The following is an 18203-nucleotide window of genomic DNA, read 5'->3' as shown; positions in this document are numbered from 1 at the left end:
ATGCCGGGGCTTATGCCTCAGGCTCAGCCGTTCAGCGCGGCCGTCTGTCGATGCAAGGCCCGGTACTGCTCAAGCTTGCCCTGGTAATAGGTCGCCCGAGACGCATCGGGCTGATGGGTCTGCACGATGGGCGGAGCCGGGCACTTCGAGCGAATGTTCTCCGGGCCGTCACCCTCGACCGCCAGCTGCGCCAACCGGGCGGCTCCTAGGCCGGGCCCAACCTCCCCCCCTTCACGAAAATGCAGCGGTCGTTGCAATACATCCGCAATCAACTGGCGCCACAACGCCGAGCGTGCACCGCCACCGATCAGCGAAATGTCATCCAGCGGCGTGCCGGCCGCCGTCAGCGCCTTCTCGCCATCGGCCATGCTGAAGGCAACGCCTTCGAGAATGGCGCGGGTCATATCCACCCGGCGCGAGCGAGTGTTAAGTCCAAAGAACTGAGCGCTGAGCAGCGGGTTGTTGTGGGGAGTACGTTCGCCACTGAGGTAAGGCAGAAACACCACGCTGGTCTCGGTTTGAGGGCTGTCTTCAACCTCTTCGAGCAGCTTTGGGACCGTCGTGTTACTGATATTGGCAAACCAGTCGAGGCAACTGGCCGCACTGAGCATGACTGACATCTGGTGCCAGCGGCCGGGTAAACAATGGCAAAAAGCATGCACCGTTTGCTCGGGCGCTGCGCAATGCTGCTCGCTCACGACAAAATAAACCCCTGACGTACCCAGCGAAATAAACCCCTGGCCGGGCTCGGTCACCCCAACGCCCACCGCACCGGCGGCGTTGTCACCCGCCCCACCGGCGATCGGAACCGGGTTCAGGCCCAGTGCCTGAGCGGCTGCTTCGGTCAACGTTCCGCTTGGCTGACTGCCTTCAATCAGATCGGGCATGTGTTGCCGACCGAGGCCGCTGATCGCCAGCAGGTCATCGTCCCAGTCGCGTTTGGCCGGGTCGAGCCAGAGCGTGCCGGCGGCGTCCGACATCTCAGAAACACAACGGCCAGTCAGCAGCAGGCGCAGATAATCTTTCGGCAGCAGCACCTTATGAATCCGGGCAAAGGCATCTGGCTCGTGGTGCTTGACCCACAACACCTTGGGCGCGGTAAAACCGGGCATGGCAACGTTCCCGCTGCGCGCTCGAAAATCCGGCAACGCCGCTTCAAGCTCGGCACACTCGGCGGCACTGCGGCCATCGTTCCACAAAATGCAGGGCCGGATGACCTGATGATCGGCATCAATCAAGACTGCCCCGTGCATATGCCCCGACAGGCCAATGCCCTTGATCAGTTTCAGATCCTGACGTCCACCAAGTGTAGCCAGCACCGATTGAATGGCTTGCCACCACTGTTGAGTGTCTTGCTCACTCCACAGCGGCTGCGGTGAATCCGTCGTCAGGCTCGCGCTGGCGGTATCAACCACCTGTCCGGCTGTGTCGATCAATACCGCTTTCAACCCGGAGGTGCCAAGGTCGAGTCCCAGATACATAGGGTGCTCCTGTAATTATTTTATTAGTCAAAATATAATGCCGGGGTGGCCGGTTAGCGTCAAATGTTCATTGCGGTGGAGTGGTCATTGATGGACGAGCGTTTGGTAGTTTTATTCAAGTTTCGAATTTGCTGAATTGTTGAGCGGCGGCTACCTGAGGCGCCCCTGCGGGCTAGGCCCGAGACGTCGGACCGCCAGGGAAGGATTGACGCCGACCCCACAGGGGTGTGCCAGGTGGCCAGTGCGGGCCAATACCACTTAGTCCACTCGGACTCCGAAGCTTGGGTTACAGCCAACTGGCCTCCAGGCGCAGGCTTTGGCCTTCGAGGTTGGCTTCCATCCAGTCCTCCAGATGGCGTGCTTCGGTTTCTACCTGGCCCCGGTCAATGCCCAGAAGGACCAGGGCGGCTTCACCGCGATCGGCTTCGGACCAGGGTGCCAGCGTCAGCGCCACATTGACCTGGTCGCGGCAGTAGCGCTTAAGCGGACCAAAGGCACGCGCCAGATCGGCGGTGTTATTCACGCCGGGGACATAGCGCTCAATTTCGATCAGCCGGATGTGCAACGTCATGGTTCAGGCTCCTCCAGTGTAATGGTTTAGGGAACGGTGGCCGGTCAACGATTCGTCTTTGTGCTGTTTCAAACGCTGTACACGCCGCGCTACAGCGAGCCCCGTGTCGGGTGCTACAAAACTGCGACAGGGTGTTGATACCTGCAGTGAATGTTCTAATCTGACAATACTACTCAGATTATCCACCGCCCAAGCACCTACTGTTTCCCGTAAAGGATTGTCCATGTTTGAAAACCTGAAAGCCATTGGCGTTACCGACACCGACCGAATCGAAAAATACACCCTGCGCACCGAAGGCCGGTTCGATATCTTGAAGATTTATTACAAGCGTGACAAAGGCGAGATGTTTGCGCGAAGTGAAAAATTCAAATACCCGCGTCAAATGAAGCGCGTGAAAGTCGACAGTGGCACGCAGAAATACGCCGACACCACCGAGATTGCCCCAACGCTGCGGTACGTAGTCGAAGAACTCGACGTCATCGCCAAGCGTGAAGTCAAAGAAGTCGACCTGAAGAAAAAGATACTCAACGATCTGCAGCACCTGGAAAAAGTGGTGCAAAGCAAGATCGAAGAGATCGAAGCTGACCTGAAAAAGCTGTAAAAGGCCATACCTCGCTCAGGAATTCTTGTTAAACCTCGAAGCGCTTGACCAGGCGGTTCAGGTTGTCAGCCAGGCTGGCCAAGTCCCGGCTCGAGCTTCGGGTCTGGTCGGCGCCGGTGGCGGTATTGGCCGCCAGGTCGCGCAGGTTGACCAGGTTCTTGTCGACTTCCTTGGCTACCTGGGCCTGCTGCTCGGCGGCGCTGGCCGACGACGTGTTGCGATCATTGATGGTGTTGACCAGATCGGCAATAGCGACCAGCGCCTCGCCAGCCTCGTGGCCGGCATCCAGCGTGTGCTGTGCATCGGTATCGCTGTCGCGCAAGGTACCCGCCGCCTGTTCTGAACTGGTTTCCACCGCCTGAATAATGGCTTCAATTTCGCGTGTTGAGTCAGCCGTGCGGCTGGCCAGGGCGCGTACTTCATCGGCCACCACGGCAAAGCCCCGGCCCGCCTCTCCGGCACGGGCGGCTTCAATGGCCGCATTCAATGCCAGCAGGTTAGTCTGCTCGGCGATGGCGCGAATCACATCCAGTACCGACCCCACATCGGCCACACGTTGCGCCAGCGTTGCCATATTGCCACTGGCGCCCTGAATGCGACTGGCCAGTTGTTCAATGGCTTGAACGGTCGACTGCACTTTCTCGCGGCCAAACTGGGTGCGTTCATTGGCCTGCTGCGATTCATTGGCGGTGCCCACGGCATTACTGGCCACTTCTTCAATGGCGGCGGTTAGTTCGTTAACAGCAGTGGCGGCTTGTTCCAATTGATCGTTTTGTTGCTGCAACTCCTGCAGGGATTGCTCGGTAACGGCATCGAGGGTAGTCGAGGCCTGGCTGAGCCGGTCGGCTGATTCAGCGATCTGGCTCAGGGTGTCGCGCAGGCTGTGCTGCATGGTTTGTAGTGCCTGCAACAGCAGGGAGATCTCATCCTTGCCCTCGATTTTGATATCGGTGGTGAGTGTGCCGGCAGCGATGTCATTGGCGACATGGATGGCCTGCTGCAACGGCCGGGAAATGCTTTTGACAAGTGACCAGGCGATCAGCGCGAGCAACACTGCCACCGAGCTGATCGACGCCATGGTGACGAGGCGCGATGCCTGGTAAGCCTGACCGGCTTGCAGTTCAGCCCCGGCGATACGCTCCTGCTGATAGTTGATCAGCGCTTGCAGATGGCCAAAGGCTTGCTCAGCCAATGGCAACATGGTCTCGGTGCGCAGACGCAGTGCATCGGCGCCACGCCAGTTGGAGGCCAGTTGTATGCCGTCGTTCAGCGCTTGCAAAAACTGGGTCTCGGCGGCCACAAAGGCATCGAAAATCTGCTGGTTCTCATCCGCCGTGATGTTCTGCTGATACGCTTCTTTGGCCGCGTTCAGCGCGGCAACCGATTCATCGATGGTCTGCTGCAAGGCTTCCCGCTCCGAGGCGGAACTCGAAAAGATCATCGCCGTGGCAGGCACCTGAATGTCGCTGAAGTACTTGAACAGGGTGTTGGCGGCGATCAGGTTGGGTAGTCGATCCTGGGCAATAACGGAAACCTGGGCATTGCTTGCGTCGAGCCGGTTCAGGCTGAGTGACCCCAGCACGATGAAAACCAGAACGATGCCGACAAAAGTAGCGGTAAGCCGCTGACGGATGGTGAAGCGTTTAAACACAGGGCGATTCCTCGGCATTCTAATGGATTGTTGTTTTGGCCCGGGAAGGTCTGCCTATTTGTTGATTAGCCTATTCACTACTGAAGTTTCAGAATTGGCTGAAGTGACCAGCGGCGGGTGCCGGGTGTGCCCCTGTGGGGTAGTCCGCAGCATGGATGCTGCGGCCTAGGCCCGAGATGTCGGACCGCGATTGACGGATTTACGCCGACCCCACAGGGGCGCACCCGGTAGCCGCTGCGGACCAATGCCTCTTGGGCGAACCGAACTCTGAACCTCAGGTTGTAAGTGTAGTATCGGCGGGTTTTGCTGGCCATTGAGTTTTTAATGCGGCTTGATGGTAGACTGCCGCCGCCCCGGCGTTCGCCGCGGTGGTTGTTCAGTTTGCCTGCCTGCGAGGAAACGCCCTGGTGTTGTCTCTATTGTTGTTTTCGCTACAGATTACCGGCCCGATTGCCCTGGTGGTGGTGTTGGGGGCGGCTTTCAAACGCTGGGAATGGATCAACGATGCCTTTGTGCAGAGTGGCTCCAAACTGGTGTTTAATGTTGCTCTGCCCAGCCTGTTGTTTTTGAACATTGTCGGTTCCCGGCCGGAGAACATACCGGGCGGCGGCATCATTCTGGTCGCAGCCCTGTTTACCCTGGGCTGGTTTGTTGTGTTGTCAGTGCTGGCCCCCTGGCTGGTGCCGCACAAAGACGAGCGCGGTGTTTTTGTGCAGGGCAGCTTTCGCGGCAACATGGGCATTATTGGGCTGGCCTTTGCGCTGAATGCCTTTGGTCAGGAAGCCGCCGTGCTGGCGTCAGTCTATCTCGCCTTTATTACCTTACTGTACAACGTACTGTCGGTGATTACGCTAAGCCGCTGGTCGCCGCGCCAGGTTGTGGGCCACCCGCTGGTGTCTGCCGTCAAAGACATTATTCGCAATCCGCTGATCATCGCCATCGCCCTGGCCGGTGCCATCGTCGTGCTGGGTATTCCGGTTCCGGACTGGGTGCTCGATACCGGCGACTATTTTGCCCGTATGACCCTGCCTTTGGCGCTGATCTGTGTGGGTGCCAGTTTAAGCTGGGCCGGGTTTGTTGAAGCCGGGAGGGTGACCACCCTAACATCGGTTTTCAAACTGGCGCTGATTCCGATCAGTGGTGTGCTGATTGCCTACAGCCTGGGGTACCGGGAGGTTGAGCTGGGTGTGTTCTACCTGATGGCCAGCACGCCCACAGCTGCTGCCAGTTATGTGATGGTGCGTGCAATGGGCGGTAATGCCAATCTGGCGGCCTCCATCATTGCCACGACGACGGTGGTGAGCCTGGTGACGACCAGCCTGGGGCTGGTCGTACTGCGCGCCCTGGGTTGGGTTTAATTGGCCTGGCTTTGCACGCGTTCCAGTGACGCCTGCAGCCGGTTGACGACCTCAACCGGAGTGTCCTTGTTCATCGCCAGGTACATGTCGACCGTGCGAATAATCCAGGCCGGTTCGATGGCAGGGTAGCCGGCTTCTTCGGCCAGGTCGTAAGCATTGACGTCGGAGGCAATCCACACGTCGATCTGGCCCTGAGCCAATCGTTGCGCATTCAGGCTGTCGTTGGGTAGGGTAGAGACTTCAATGCCCTGGTCCTGCAGGAACAGAGTGGTGGCCGAGTTGGCATAACCACCCACTCTGAGCGTGCGCAGGTCATCAATATCGTTGACCTCGACATCACTGCCTTCATACCGAAAGATCGTCCAGTTGTACTGGGCGATAGGGCCTACCCATTGAAAAATGTCTTCCCGCTGCGGCGTTCTGGCCGTGGAAAATAACCCGTAATACGGGCGTTCCAGGGTTCGGCCGTACCCAACTCCCCAGTTACGCAATCGCATGCGGTATTCGTAACCGGCATCGGCAAGCAATGCCTTGACGACCTCGGTTGACGTGCCACCAATATCATCTCGCCGGTGTTCGTAGTCGCGGCCACTGAGGCTGTAGTTGTAGTTGCCGTAGTTCTCGGTGTAGATGTACAGCTGGGTATCATCGTCTTCGGCGACGGCTGGTAAACCGATCAGGCAGAGCAAAGACAACAACAAAGAATTAGTCAGGGTAATGCTGTTTTTCATGACAGTGACTCTCAGGTGATTCCAGTCAGAAGGCTGGACGTTTTTGGGTCAGGCTATCCATCGATTGGTCATCATGAGCGGTCCCTGGCTCAGACTGTGCTTGGTCAAAACAGTTCCGTACAGCAAACCGTGTGCGCACAGACGAGCCGCGGCTTGGGCGCTGCGGGAGGGTAAAAACCGTGCTTTATAAAACACCGGGGTGGAGCAAGCGACAGGCGAGCCAGGACTGACTCGCCTGTTGTAAACATCAACCCGTTACGCTGAAACCGGGTTTGTTGCTTTTTTTAATGACCCAGAATCTGGCTGAGGAACAGCTTGGTCCGGTCGTTCTGCGGGTTGTTGAAGAACTCGTGAGGTTCGTTTTCTTCAACAATCTGACCAGCGTCCATGAAGATTACCCGGTCGGCAACCTGTTTGGCGAAGCCCATCTCGTGGGTAACGCACAACATGGTCATGCCTTCTTCGGCCAACTCGATCATTACGTCCAGAACCTCCTTGATCATCTCCGGGTCGAGCGCTGAGGTCGGTTCATCGAACAACATGACTTTCGGGTTCATGCACAATGATCGTGCAATCGCCACGCGCTGTTGCTGACCACCGGATAGCTGCCCCGGAAACTTGTTGGCCTGCTCGGCAATCTTAACCCGCTCAAGAAACTTCATGGCCGTTGCTTCGGCTTCCCGCTTGGGTTGCTTGAGCACGAACATGGGTGCCAGCGTCAGGTTATCGAGCACGGTCAGGTGCGGGAACAGGTTAAAGTGCTGGAACACCATGCAAACATCCTTGCGGATGACTTCGATGTTCTTGACGTTGTCACCCAGCTCAATGCCGTTGACAGTGATGTCGCCTTCCTGATGTTCTTCCAACCGGTTCAGGCAACGAATCAGGGTCGATTTACCGGAGCCGGAAGGGCCACAGATGACGATGCGTTCACCCTGTTTCACGTCCAGATCGATGTCGGTCAGTACGTGAAAGTCACCGTACCACTTGTTCATTTTTTTGACCTGAATAACAGATTCACGGTCGGCCAGGCGGCTTTGTTCAGTCATATTCTGGACTCCTAGTGTGAGGTGCTCTTCTTCAGGTCATTGTCGAGGTACGCACTGTATCGCGACATAAAGAAGCAGAAGCAGAAGTAAATAAGGGCAATGAATACATAGGCCTCAATAAATTGCTGGCGCCACATGGGGTCATTGACGGCTGCGCGGGTCGCTGCCAGCAGATCAAACAGGCCGATAATGACCACCAGAGAGGTATCCTTGAACAAGGAAATAAAGGTACTCATGGTTGGCGGAATCACCAGGCGCAGTGCCTGTGGCAATATGATCTTGAACGTCTTTTGCCAGTAATTCAGGCCAAGCGAATCTGCGGCTTCATACTGACCTTTGGGAATAGCCTGCATCCCCCCCCGGAAGACCTCGGCAAGATAGGCGGCCTGGAAGATAATAATGCCGATCTGTGCCCGAAGCAGTACGTCAATACTCACACCCTCTGGCAAGAACAGTGGAAACATGACAGATGCCATGAACAGCACGGAAATCAGAGGCACGCCGCGGAACACCTCGATGACCACGATGCACACCACTTTGATCAGTGGCATTTCGGAGCGACGTCCCAGAGCCAGCAACAAGGCCAATGGTGCTGCGAAGGCGATACCAACGACGGCCAGAACCAGTGTCAGAGTCAGGCCACCCCACTGGGCGGTGCGCACCGGCGACAGACCCAGTACACCACCCCTGAGGACGAAGTAGACCGCGATGAACCCGACAATCCAGGCGACGGCCAGCCAGGGTGACCAGAAGCGACGGTTCATGCTCAGCAACATACCCGATGTCAGCATGATCATCGCCAGCAATGGGCGCCAGTGCTGATCAGCCGGGAAGGTGCCAAACAACAGGAAACGCCACATGTCGTGAACGTAGGCCCAACAGGCACCGGTAGCGGCTTCACAGGCCTCTTTGGCTGCACCAAAGCTGGCATTGAGAACTGCCCAGGAAACAATAACGTCGAGTATGTTCCAGATAATGTAGACGCACAGCAGAGTAATGATCGTATTGATCGGAGACGAGAATAGATTATCTCTCATCCAGCGCAGACTGCGATTCAGAACGGGTCCGCTGATGGGCCGGGCTCGGTTGGTATTCTCGGTCATATCAACGCTCCACCAGCGACATGCGCTTGTTGTACCAGTTCATAAAGAAGGAGACCAGCAAGCTGATGCTGAGGTAGACCGTCATGAAGATTGCGACCCCCTCAACGGCCTGGCCCGTTTGGTTCATGGTGGTGTTCGAGACAGACACCAGATCAGGGTAACCAATGGCAACGGCCAACGAACTGTTCTTGGTCAGGTTCAGATATTGGTTGGTCAGTGGCGGAATGATGACGCGCAGTGCCTGGGGCAGCACGATCAATCGCATGATCCAGGTAGAGCGCAACCCCAGAGAGGTGGCTGCTTCCGTCTGACCATGGGGAACCGACTGGATACCGCTTCGAACCACTTCCGCGATGTAAGTCGTGGTGTAGAGCGTCAGACCCAGTAGCAAGGCAGTAAACTCAGGGCTCATGCGTGCGCCACCCTGGAAGTTGAACCCTTGAATCGCGGGCATATTCATCTCGGTAGGAGCGCCAAATACCAACCAAACCAGGAAGGGAACCGCAACAACAATGCCCAGACCCACGCTCAGGTGCGGGAAGATGTGGCCAGTCGCTTCCAGGCGTTTCAAGCTCCATTTGCGCAAGATGATCGCGCCGATGATGCCGACGATGAATCCAGCACCCACCCAGGTCCAGGCCGGATGGTCGGCCATCACGGGAATATAAAGCCCCCGGTTAGACAGGTAGACCCCTTCGATCGGGCTAAGTGCTGAACGGATGTTGGGCAGACCGCGGTTAATGATGGCGTACCAGAAAATTAACTGCAGCAATACTGGAATGTTCCGGAAGGTTTCAATGTAGGTGACGCCGATGAAACGCAGCAGCCAGTTTTTTGAAACCGTGGCAATACCGATCAGAGTCCCGAGAATGGTCGCGAGAACAATACCGATGCTGGCCACTTTAAGTGTATTGGTAATGCCAACCAGCAAGGCTCGGCCGTAGTTACTCTCAGGCGAGTAGGCGATGACACTTTCGCTGATACCAAAGGCGGCTTCTCGTTCCAGAAAACCGAAGCCGGTGGCGATGTTTTGGCTTTCGAGGTTGGCCATGGTGTTGCCGACCAAATACCAGCCGAGCAGAAAAACTCCACCAAAAACCAGAATCTGATAGACGACAGAGCGAAACGTCTTGTCATACAAAAGAGTCAGAATCGGGTTAACGTCGTTACTTTTTGAGTGTTTGGGGCTCATACCCGACGTCTCCAAAGGGAATGCAAATCAGAATAATGCAATGAGCTTATAGAAAGCGGCCCTGAAGGACAGGGCCGCGGCGTTAAACAGAGATCAGCAATATTGCATTGCCAGGCTCATGATTAACGAACGGGTTGGGCATACATCAGGCCACCGTTGGTCCACAAAGCGTTAATACCACGCTCCAGGCCCAGCAGTTCGGTTACGTTGGTCTCGTAAGACTCACCGTAGTTACCAACCTGGGAAATGATGTTGTACGCCCAGTCTTCGTCGATGCCCAATGCTTCACCCAGACCCGGAGTCGTGCCCAGCAGACGCTGGACGCCAGGGTTTGAGCTGTTGTCACGCATGTCATCAACATTCTCGGAAGTAATGCCATATTCCTCAGCTTCGATCATGGCGTTCAATGTCCAGCGGACAATGTCCATGAACTCATCATCGCCGTGACGAACTGCTGGGCCCAGCGGCTCTTTGGAGATGATTTCTGGCAGGATCATGTAGTCAGCCGGGTTCTCAGCAGAGACGTTACGCGCAGAGGCCAGACCTGAAGCATCTGTGGTGTACACGTCGCAACGGCCGGCGAAGAAGGCGGCGGTGACTTCAGAGGTGTTCTCGATAACAACCGGCTCGAATTCCATGCCCTGAGCACGGAAATAGTCGGCCAGGTTCAGCTCGGTCGTGGTACCTGGCTCAACGCAGATTGCCGCGCCGCTCAGTTCCTTGGCACTGGAAACACCCAGATCTTTACGAACCATGAAACCCTGGCCGTCGTAGTAGTTGACGCCAGCGAAGTTCAGGCCCAGAGCCGTATCACGGGTCAGAGTCCAGGTGGTGTTACGAGACAGGATGTCGACTTCGCCAGACTGCAGGGCAGTAAAACGCTGGTTGGCGGTCAGAGCAGTAAAACGAACGGCTTCTGAGTCACCCAGCATGGCTGCGGCAACCGCTCGGCACAGGTCGACGTCAAGTCCGGCCCACTCACCGCCAGTGGCGTTTGAGAAGCCAGCCAGAGAGGTGTTAACACCGCACTGAATGTAGCCTTTGTCCATGACTGCATCAACGGTTTCACCGGCTTGTACGCCAGCTGCCAGGACAGACAGTGACAGCGCCGCTACGGCGCTAGTGCTGGTCAGTTTCTTAAGCATTTTACTCTCCATTATTTCATTGCTTTTATTATCGGCTTTGGCAGACCTGTCGGTGTACCCAAGCACTGAAGACCACTCAGACCGAAGATCTGTGTGGATTCTCGTCTTCGGCTCGTGACCGAAAACAAACATGATGCACACGCCGAAACGTCTGCAGTCTGTAAGGAGGATCGAGCGGCAACCTAGAGTCGCCTTACTTTATTTTATTATGGTTCGATGCGGTTAATGATTTGCAAGGATAAGGCCAATTTGTACCGATACACTCTAACATATTGATATTAAAGACTTTATTGGATATTTAACAGCGTTTCCAGGGAGGTTGGGGCTATAACCAGAGGAATAGCCGCCCGCCCCGGGGCGGGCCCTATTCTGCACTGCGCCAAGGCAGTGCGTGGGTTCGCTGTGAGAAAGTGCACTGAGGCAGTGCTTTACATAGGTTTATCGGGTGTCAGAGGATTGTCAGGAGGGTGTATGGGGCCGGATATAACCATTGGAATAACTATAACCAAAGGAATAGCGGGGCGCCGTTTTGAGTGTTGGCACACAAATTCCTCGCTGCCGGGCGCGTTTTACCGGCCGTTTCACGATTCGAGTTCGCGCTGCCGCTTTAGCCGCTTGCTTAAAGCAGGCTGCGAAATGCCCAGAATACGGGCGGCGATAGACTGATTGTGGTCTGCCCGGTGCATGGCCTCGGCGATCAGTAGATCGTCGATTTCAGCCAGGGTAGGCAATCGATTGTCGGGCGGGAAGTGAACCAGGGTGTTGTCGTGACTGCTGGTGTCGCCCCCCTGGGTCTGACTGAACAGGTGCAGATCCTGACGAGTCATGGCACCACCATGATGCCGGCTCACCGAGTCGAACGCGATGGCACGCAACTCGCGCACGTTGCCCGGGAATTCATAGGCCTGCAGTGCGGCCCAGAGGTCGGGGCTGAACTCGGGCAGTAGTTTGCCCATATCTTCGGCGGCCTGCTCGGCGAAAAAGGTAAACAGCAGGCGAATGTCTTCGCGGCGCGCGCGCAGCGGCGGGATTAACACCTGGTGGGTGCAGAGCCGGTAATAGAGGTCGCGCCTGAAGGCTCCGTCGCGCTGGCGCTCTGCCAGGTCCTGATGGGTGGCCACGAAAATGCGGGCCTGAAGGCGCTTCGGCCGATCTGCGCCCATAGGGTAGAACTCGCCTTCCTGCAGTAACCGCAGCAATTTCACCTGGCTACTGGGGCTCAGGTCGCCAATTTCATCGAGAAACAGGGTACCACCGGAGGCTTCTTCGACCAGGCCGCGCCGCTCCTGGTCGGCACCGGTGAAGGCGCCCTTGCGGTGGCCGAACAGGGTGTCGTTGAAGATGTGATCGTCGAGCCCGGCCACATTCACCGTGACCAGCTTGCCCTGGCGGCCGCTCAGGGTGTGAACTGCCCGGGCGATCAGTTCTTTGCCGGTGCCACTCTCGCCGCAAATCATCACAGGTTGCGAGCTTTTCGCGACTGACTCCAGATATTGAAACACCGAGGCCATGCTGCGGCTTTGCGTTAGGATGTTGGCAAAGGCCTCGGGGGAGTCGAGTCGTCGGCTGAGTACCCGGTGACGCAGCTCCTGGTTTTCCCGTTTGATTTCCTGCAGTTGAATGGCGCGTTTGATGCCTTCGAGCAGCCGCGCCGATTCGGTGGTCTTCACATAAAAATCAAAGGCACCCAGACGCAGGCACTCCACCGCCGTCTCGACCTGATTCAAACCACTGATGACTACCACGGCAACATCGGGGAAGGCCTCGGCCATCTCGATCAGCAAGTCTTTGCCGGATTTATGGGGCATGTTCAGATCAAGCAGAACCACGCCAATGGCGTGGTGTTCCAGGTAGCTCATGGCCTCACGACTGTCCTGGCAGTAATGCAGGTTGGTGATTCCGCCTTTGCGTTCGAGCATCAGGCCGAGGCTGCGGTGGTAGGAGGGTTCATCGTCGATCAGTAACACACCGAACTCAGGGTAGAGACTGCGTTTCTTGTTTTTATTGTCTGTCATTGAGGTTCGACCATCTTCCACGGAAAGGTGACGTCTACCCGGGTGCCTTCACCGGGGCGTGAATGAAACTTCATGGTGCCATCGTATGCCTTAATGATACCGGCCGAGACCGACAAGCCAAGCCCGGTGCCGCCCTGTTCGCGTTTGGTGGTGAAAAACGGGTCGGTCAGGTTGGGCATCGCATCCGGTTCAATGCCACAGCCTTCATCGTGCACGGAAAGCACAATGCGCTGGCGGATGTGGTCGATGCGGGTCTCGACCTTTACACCGTGCTGGTCGTCCGGCAGTGACTGGCAAGCGTTGATGATCAGGTTGATCACCACCTGCTCGATGCGCTGCGGGTGGCCCAGCATCGAGGGCAGGTAGGGATCGAGAATCAGGCTGAACCGGTTGGTGTAGCCACGAATGGTGACATCGAGCAGGCGCACGGCGGTGGAGACCACATCGTTCAGGTTCATCGGTTCGATGGCATCGGTCGCTTCCTGGCGAGCGAAATCGCGCAGGTCGTTGACGATGCGTTTGATGCGCTGGGCGCCTTCGTTCATCTCGTTGATGATGTAGGGGATTTCATGGCGTATGCGACGATAATCGAGCCCGGCAATATCGAAGCCGTCGCGCTGTTCATAGAGCCCGTCCAGATGCGGCAGGGCATCTTCCCAGGCATCTTTCAGCATCGGCAGATTGAGCAGGATCAGTCCGCTCGGGTTGTTGATTTCATGGGCAACCCCCGATACCAGGGTGCCGAGTGAACTCATCTTGTCGGCCTGAATCAACTGCTGCTGCTGTTTCTTGACCTCCTGAGTGCGGCGTTCAACCTGACGCTGCAGCGTGCGAATCCAGAGGGTCACCAGAACCAGACCCAGCAACAGGACCGCGCTGCTGATGGCGGCAATAATGCCGAGCAAACGCCAGTTGGTAGTGCCCTGACGTTCCAGCGAGCCCAGCCATTTGTCGTAGATGTCTTGCTGGCGGCCGGTGTTGCGCAGAATGGCGAGCCCTTCTGAGAACAGCGTCAGAATCTCTTCGTTGCCTTTGCTCACCGCATAACCATAGGGCTGAGGGCGCAGCGGCCGCCAAACGACGCCGATGTTGGACAGTTTGTTCTCGCGGCTGTAATAAAGGCTGGGTAGGGTAGCGCCCAACGCGTAATCGTAATTACCGGCTGCCAGTTGGCGTAGTGCATCGGAATGAGCCCGCACGGTGACGATGATGACACCAAAATCATTTTCACGCAGAAAATCGTGAACGATGCCCTCATGCTGAACCACGACTGACTTGCCTTTCAGGTCGTCATAGCTGGCGGGTTCCGGGTCGCCCTTGCGCGCAAAGAAGGAGTAGTTAACCATCACCGACGGTGCACTGAACGAGAACTCCTTTTCGCGCTCTTCAGAGGCCACCATGCCCTGAAGCACATCCATTTCGCCAGTTTCCAGTTTTTCCCGCATGATCGACCAGCTGTCGAGGGTGATTTCCACATCGATCCCCATCACTTCGGCGATGGCCCGGGTCATATCGACGTTGTAGCCGGCGATGTTGCCGTCCTGGTCAACGAATTCGTAGGGTGGGTAACTGTCGTCACCGCCAACGCGAATCACCTGATTGGCGGGTTCCGCGTAAACCAAAGGTGAACAGCCCAGCACTAGTAGGACCAGGAGGGTGAGGTAACTCATGCAGGCTGTTTTTAGATGTGGCATGCAGCGTCCGGTGTGTCAGGTCCCGAATTCCGGGCCCAGTTCCTCGTGAAAGCGCTCTACCTGTTGGGCTACGTCTTCGTGCATACCGCGGTAGCGGGCAATGTGGAACAGGGCGTCGCCCTCGTAGACCAGCGCCAGCTGAGTCAGGCCGACCAGTACGCCGGCGCGGGAAGCCCGAACTTCTGAAGCTTCCATGGTGCTGGGGTTCATGATTCGCGCCAGGATCTGCTCTTTCTGGATATAGGTGCCGGGTTTGACCAGGCATTGAAACACGCCCGAATCGCTGGCGCGCTCCCAATAGGAGTTGTCGGCAATCGCCTGTTCCTTGCGGATTTTGGGTGTGCCGTTGAGCATGCCAAGATGCATCATGACGTTAATAATGCCCTGGGTACCGGCCTTGATGCTGATTTCGTCGAGACGCAGTGCTTCGCCGGCTTCGTACACAATGACTGGAATGTTGTTCTGCCCGGCCGACTCCCGCAGCGACCCCTCTCGCAATTCACTGTTCAGTACCAGTGGCACGCCGAATGCTCGCGCCATACCTTCCACGACCTCATTATCGAGCTCAGCCCGTATTTGTGGCACGTTGAACCGGTGTATTGCCCCGGTGTGCAGATCAATGCCGTAGTCGGAATGCAGCACCACTTCCTGCATGAGCACTTCCGCAACGCGCGCCGCCAGAGACCCCTTGGCCGAGCCCGGAAACACCCGGTTTAGATCTCGCCGGTCGGGGAGGTAGCGCGAGCCCATCCCGAAACCGTGCACGTTCACCACCGGAACGACGATCACTGTACCCTGCAAACCGCCGAGTTTGCGGCTGCGCATAAAGCGGCGAATGATCTCCAGACCGTTGAGCTCATCCCCGTGCATGGCCGCAGTGATGAAGATGGTCGGGCCCGGTTTGCGGCTGCGACGCACAAAGCAATGCATGATGGCGTCGGAGTTACCGGGTGCACCGGGCAGCGACAAGGGCACATTATGCCACTTGCCGGAGGTTAGCCTGGTGGGGTTAATCTGAGTCACAGTCAGCCTTCCACTCGTTTGGGTTTTTCACTCATTTCTTTTGCCAGATGATCGATGACCATTCCGGCAACGTCTTTGCCGGTCGCCATCTCGATGCCTTCCAGGCCGGGTGAGGAATTGACCTCCATCACCACCGGGCCATGATTGGACCGCAGAATATCCACCCCGGCCACCTGCAGCCCCATAATCTTGGCGGCGCGAACCGCCGTCTTGCGTTCTTCCGGGGTGATTTTCACCACCGCGGCAGACCCACCCCGGTGCAGATTGGAGCGAAATTCTCCCGGCGCAGCCTGGCGTTTTATGGCCGCGACGACTTTATCGCCAATGACAAAGCAGCGAATGTCGGCACCACCGGCTTCCTTAATGTATTCCTGCACCAGGATGTTGGTGTCGAGGCCCAGAAATGCCTCGATGACCGATTCTGCTGCCTGACGGGTCTCGCACAGCACAACGCCGATGCCCTGGGTGCCTTCCAGAAGTTTGACGACCAGAGGCGCCCCACCGACCATTTGAATCAGATCGGGCACTTCATCTGGGCTGTGGGCGAAGCCGGTAATTGGCAAGCCAATGCCCTTACGCGCCAGCATTTGCATGGAGCGCAGTTTGTCGCGTGAGCGGGAGATCGACAGTGACGAATTCAGCGTATGAGTGCCCATCATCTCGAACTGGCGGACCACGGCGGTGCCGTAGAAGGTAATTGAAGAGCCGATGCGCGGAATAATGGCATCCATGTCTTCCAGTGGCTCGCCCATGTAATGAATGGACGGACGATGCGCCACGATGCTCATGTAGCAGCGCAGGGTATCGACAATGCGAATCTCATGGCCCCGTTTTTCGGCCGCCTCGACCAATCGCTGGGATGAGTAATTCGAAGGCTCGCGTGAAAGCACCGCCAGTTTCATGGATAACTCCCAAAGTTGTACCGGTAATGTCTGGTGTTGCGCAGGGGATATGGCAAATCAGAGTGTAGCAGGAACGGCGTTGTGTCCGGTTCCCGACAAGGTGTGCATCATCCCCTTAAATGCCGGTGTTGCCAAGTGAGGTCGGCGTTAACCGGTTTTTTAAACCAGTTTAGCGCTTTTACAGGATCCGTGCGTGCGTTAGCGGGGCCGGGTGTCTGCTTTTTTGCTAGAGTTAGCAGTAATTATCCGGAGACTGACCTGCTGCAATGGCTGAGTTCTTCAGCCGGTTCACCCACCAAAGGGAAGCATTACTCATGGCCACCCGCGAAGATACCTTGCTTGAACATGTCGACTACTGGCTCGGTGAGTTGGCTGAAGACCGAGAGCCCGCAGCAGACTGGCTGGAAGGGTTGTCGGAAGCTGACATCGCCTTTGCGCTCGAGTGTTTGCCGTTTGAGCAACGCCTGACCATCTGGCAAACCGTGGCACCGGAACTGCGCGGTGCGGTGTTGGTCGAGCTGCACGATGAGCATCGTCGCTCCTTGCTCAAAGCGGCCCCTCCGGAGGCCCTGCTGCAGTGGCTGGGCAAAACCGATCCGGAAGACTTGCTGGAGCTGATGGATGACCTCCCGGGGCAACTGGGCCGTAAAGTCCTGCATCGGATGGACAGCGAAGACCGCGAACAATTAAAGAATGCCTTAACCTACGATGACGACCAGGTGGGCCGCTGGCTCAGTTTTAAAGTCATTACCGCTGAAGCATCAACACCGGGCCGGTTGTTTCGCAAGGCGTTGCGGGAGACCGGTATTCCGGAAATGACCGATGTGATTGTTCTGCTCGATGAAGACGGTCGCTTTCAGGGCTGCTTGTCGCTCGACGCGGCCATGCAAACGCCCAGCACGGCACCACTGAGCGATTACGCCGATGACGAACTGACCCCGCTAAACCCAGCCTCTTCGCTGCACGAAGCGGCACAGCGGTTGCGCGCAGCCGATCGGGCCATGTTGCCGGTGGTGGATGAAACCGGCGCGGTGATGGGACGATTCACCTCGCGTGATGCGCTCGATGTGATGCTGGAAGAAAAAGAACGCCAGATGATGCAGTTGAGCAGTGGCCTGGATGAAGAGGATTTGTTTTCCCCGGTGCGTCGTTCGGTGCCCAAGCGCGGGCTTTGGTTGGGCATCAACCTGATCACTGCGTTGCTGGCAGCCTGGGTGATCGGCCTGTTCGAACTGGCATTGTCGCAATGGGTCGCACTGGCGGTGATGATGCCGGTTGTCGCTAGCATGGGTGGCATTGCCGGCAGCCAAACGCTGGGGCTTGCCATTCGCGGTCTGGCGACGGGTCAGTTGGGGGCCGCGAACGTGCGCAACCTGATTCGCAAAGAATTGATTCTCGGCACCATCAATGCCTTTTTCTGGGCCATTGCCATCGGCTTAATTGCCGCCTGGTGGTTCGACAGCTGGATGCTGATGTGGATCATTGCCTTTGCCATTCTGGTGAACATCATCGCTGCGTCCCTGGCGGGTGTGATCGTACCCTGGGTATTGTCGCGCATGAAAATCGACCCGGCCATTGCCGGCTCAGTCGTGCTGACCACGGTAACTGATGTCGTCGGTTTCTTCGCGTTCCTGGGGACAGCGACCATTGCGTTGAGTTTGGCAGGATGAAAAGACGCAGGGCATAG

15 protein-coding genes are annotated in these 18203 nt (G+C 57.0%); 3 read left to right on the top strand and 12 right to left on the bottom strand.

What is annotated here, in order from left to right; genetic code table 11:
* Positions 1–23: 23 nt before the first annotated feature.
* Positions 24–1481, bottom strand: coding sequence for a xylulokinase (gene xylB / locus ABJT94_RS04125; protein WP_348474394.1), 1458 nt, complete (start codon positions 1479–1481; stop codon positions 24–26).
* Positions 1482–1767: 286 nt separating this feature from the next.
* Positions 1768–2052, bottom strand: a complete 285-nt coding sequence (locus ABJT94_RS04120) for a hypothetical protein (RefSeq protein WP_348474393.1) — start codon at positions 2050–2052, stop codon at positions 1768–1770.
* A gap of 223 nt (positions 2053–2275) precedes the next feature.
* Between ABJT94_RS04120 and ABJT94_RS04115 the strand changes: the two genes are divergently transcribed.
* A complete protein-coding gene (locus ABJT94_RS04115) occupies positions 2276–2653 on the top strand; it encodes a DUF3461 family protein (RefSeq protein ID WP_213678684.1) in 378 nt (125 codons plus the stop codon).
* A gap of 28 nt (positions 2654–2681) precedes the next feature.
* Here ABJT94_RS04115 and ABJT94_RS04110 read toward each other — a convergent pair whose 3' ends face one another.
* Positions 2682–4304 (bottom strand): methyl-accepting chemotaxis protein, encoded by a 1623-nt coding sequence (locus ABJT94_RS04110; RefSeq protein ID WP_348474392.1) that lies wholly within the window; start codon positions 4302–4304, stop codon positions 2682–2684.
* A gap of 407 nt (positions 4305–4711) precedes the next feature.
* Here ABJT94_RS04110 and ABJT94_RS04105 point away from each other — a divergent pair, with 407 nt between their 5' ends.
* The gene (locus ABJT94_RS04105) at positions 4712–5662 is read left to right on the top strand and encodes an AEC family transporter (protein WP_348474391.1); all 951 of its coding nucleotides are present in this window, start codon (positions 4712–4714) and stop codon (positions 5660–5662) included.
* Here the strand turns inward: ABJT94_RS04105 and ABJT94_RS04100 are convergent.
* The 9 genes from ABJT94_RS04100 to rimK all read right to left on the bottom strand — a co-directional run bounded on the left by ABJT94_RS04100 (position 5659) and on the right by rimK (position 16516).
* Complete coding sequence (locus ABJT94_RS04100; protein WP_348474390.1) at positions 5659–6393, bottom strand: transporter substrate-binding domain-containing protein; 735 nt, start codon at positions 6391–6393, stop codon at positions 5659–5661. The two genes, ABJT94_RS04105 and ABJT94_RS04100, sit on opposite strands and share 4 nt — an antisense overlap.
* A 284-nt stretch (positions 6394–6677) precedes the next feature.
* Complete coding sequence (locus ABJT94_RS04095) at positions 6678–7442, bottom strand: amino acid ABC transporter ATP-binding protein (protein WP_127559477.1); 765 nt, start codon at positions 7440–7442, stop codon at positions 6678–6680.
* An 11-nt stretch (positions 7443–7453) separates the two neighbouring features.
* On the bottom strand, positions 7454–8545 hold the full coding sequence (locus ABJT94_RS04090) for an amino acid ABC transporter permease (protein ID WP_348474389.1): 1092 nt from the start codon (positions 8543–8545) through the stop codon (positions 7454–7456).
* A gap of 1 nt (position 8546) precedes the next feature.
* Positions 8547–9737 (bottom strand): amino acid ABC transporter permease, encoded by a 1191-nt coding sequence (locus tag ABJT94_RS04085; protein ID WP_348474388.1) that lies wholly within the window; start codon positions 9735–9737, stop codon positions 8547–8549.
* A 122-nt stretch (positions 9738–9859) separates the two neighbouring features.
* Positions 9860–10882 (bottom strand): amino acid ABC transporter substrate-binding protein, encoded by a 1023-nt coding sequence (locus ABJT94_RS04080; protein WP_348474387.1) that lies wholly within the window; start codon positions 10880–10882, stop codon positions 9860–9862.
* A gap of 581 nt (positions 10883–11463) precedes the next feature.
* Positions 11464–12897 carry a sigma-54 dependent transcriptional regulator gene (locus ABJT94_RS04075; RefSeq protein WP_348474386.1) on the bottom strand — a complete coding sequence of 478 codons (1434 nt, stop codon included), beginning with the start codon at positions 12895–12897 and terminating at the stop codon, positions 11464–11466.
* A complete protein-coding gene (locus ABJT94_RS04070) occupies positions 12894–14591 on the bottom strand; it encodes a transporter substrate-binding domain-containing protein (protein ID WP_348474385.1) in 1698 nt (565 codons plus the stop codon). Before ABJT94_RS04070 ends, ABJT94_RS04075 begins: the two co-directional genes overlap by 4 nt.
* Positions 14592–14606: 15 nt before the next feature.
* Positions 14607–15614, bottom strand: coding sequence for a succinylglutamate desuccinylase/aspartoacylase family protein (locus ABJT94_RS04065; RefSeq protein ID WP_348474384.1), 1008 nt, complete (start codon positions 15612–15614; stop codon positions 14607–14609).
* A gap of 2 nt (positions 15615–15616) precedes the next feature.
* Positions 15617–16516: a 30S ribosomal protein S6--L-glutamate ligase gene (gene rimK, locus ABJT94_RS04060; protein ID WP_127559487.1), complete on the bottom strand. Its 900-nt coding sequence runs from the start codon at positions 16514–16516 to the stop codon at positions 15617–15619.
* A 314-nt stretch (positions 16517–16830) separates the two neighbouring features.
* On the opposite strand from rimK, the gene ABJT94_RS04055 reads away from it, so the two are divergent.
* The gene (locus tag ABJT94_RS04055) at positions 16831–18186 is read left to right on the top strand and encodes a magnesium transporter (protein WP_348474383.1); all 1356 of its coding nucleotides are present in this window, start codon (positions 16831–16833) and stop codon (positions 18184–18186) included.
* Positions 18187–18203: the final 17 nt, after the last annotated feature.

Source organism: Saccharospirillum sp. (assembly GCF_039982735.1).
In the GTDB taxonomy this organism is placed as follows: domain Bacteria; phylum Pseudomonadota; class Gammaproteobacteria; order Pseudomonadales; family Natronospirillaceae; genus Saccharospirillum.
This window is presented reverse-complemented; position numbering and strand designations above follow the sequence as displayed.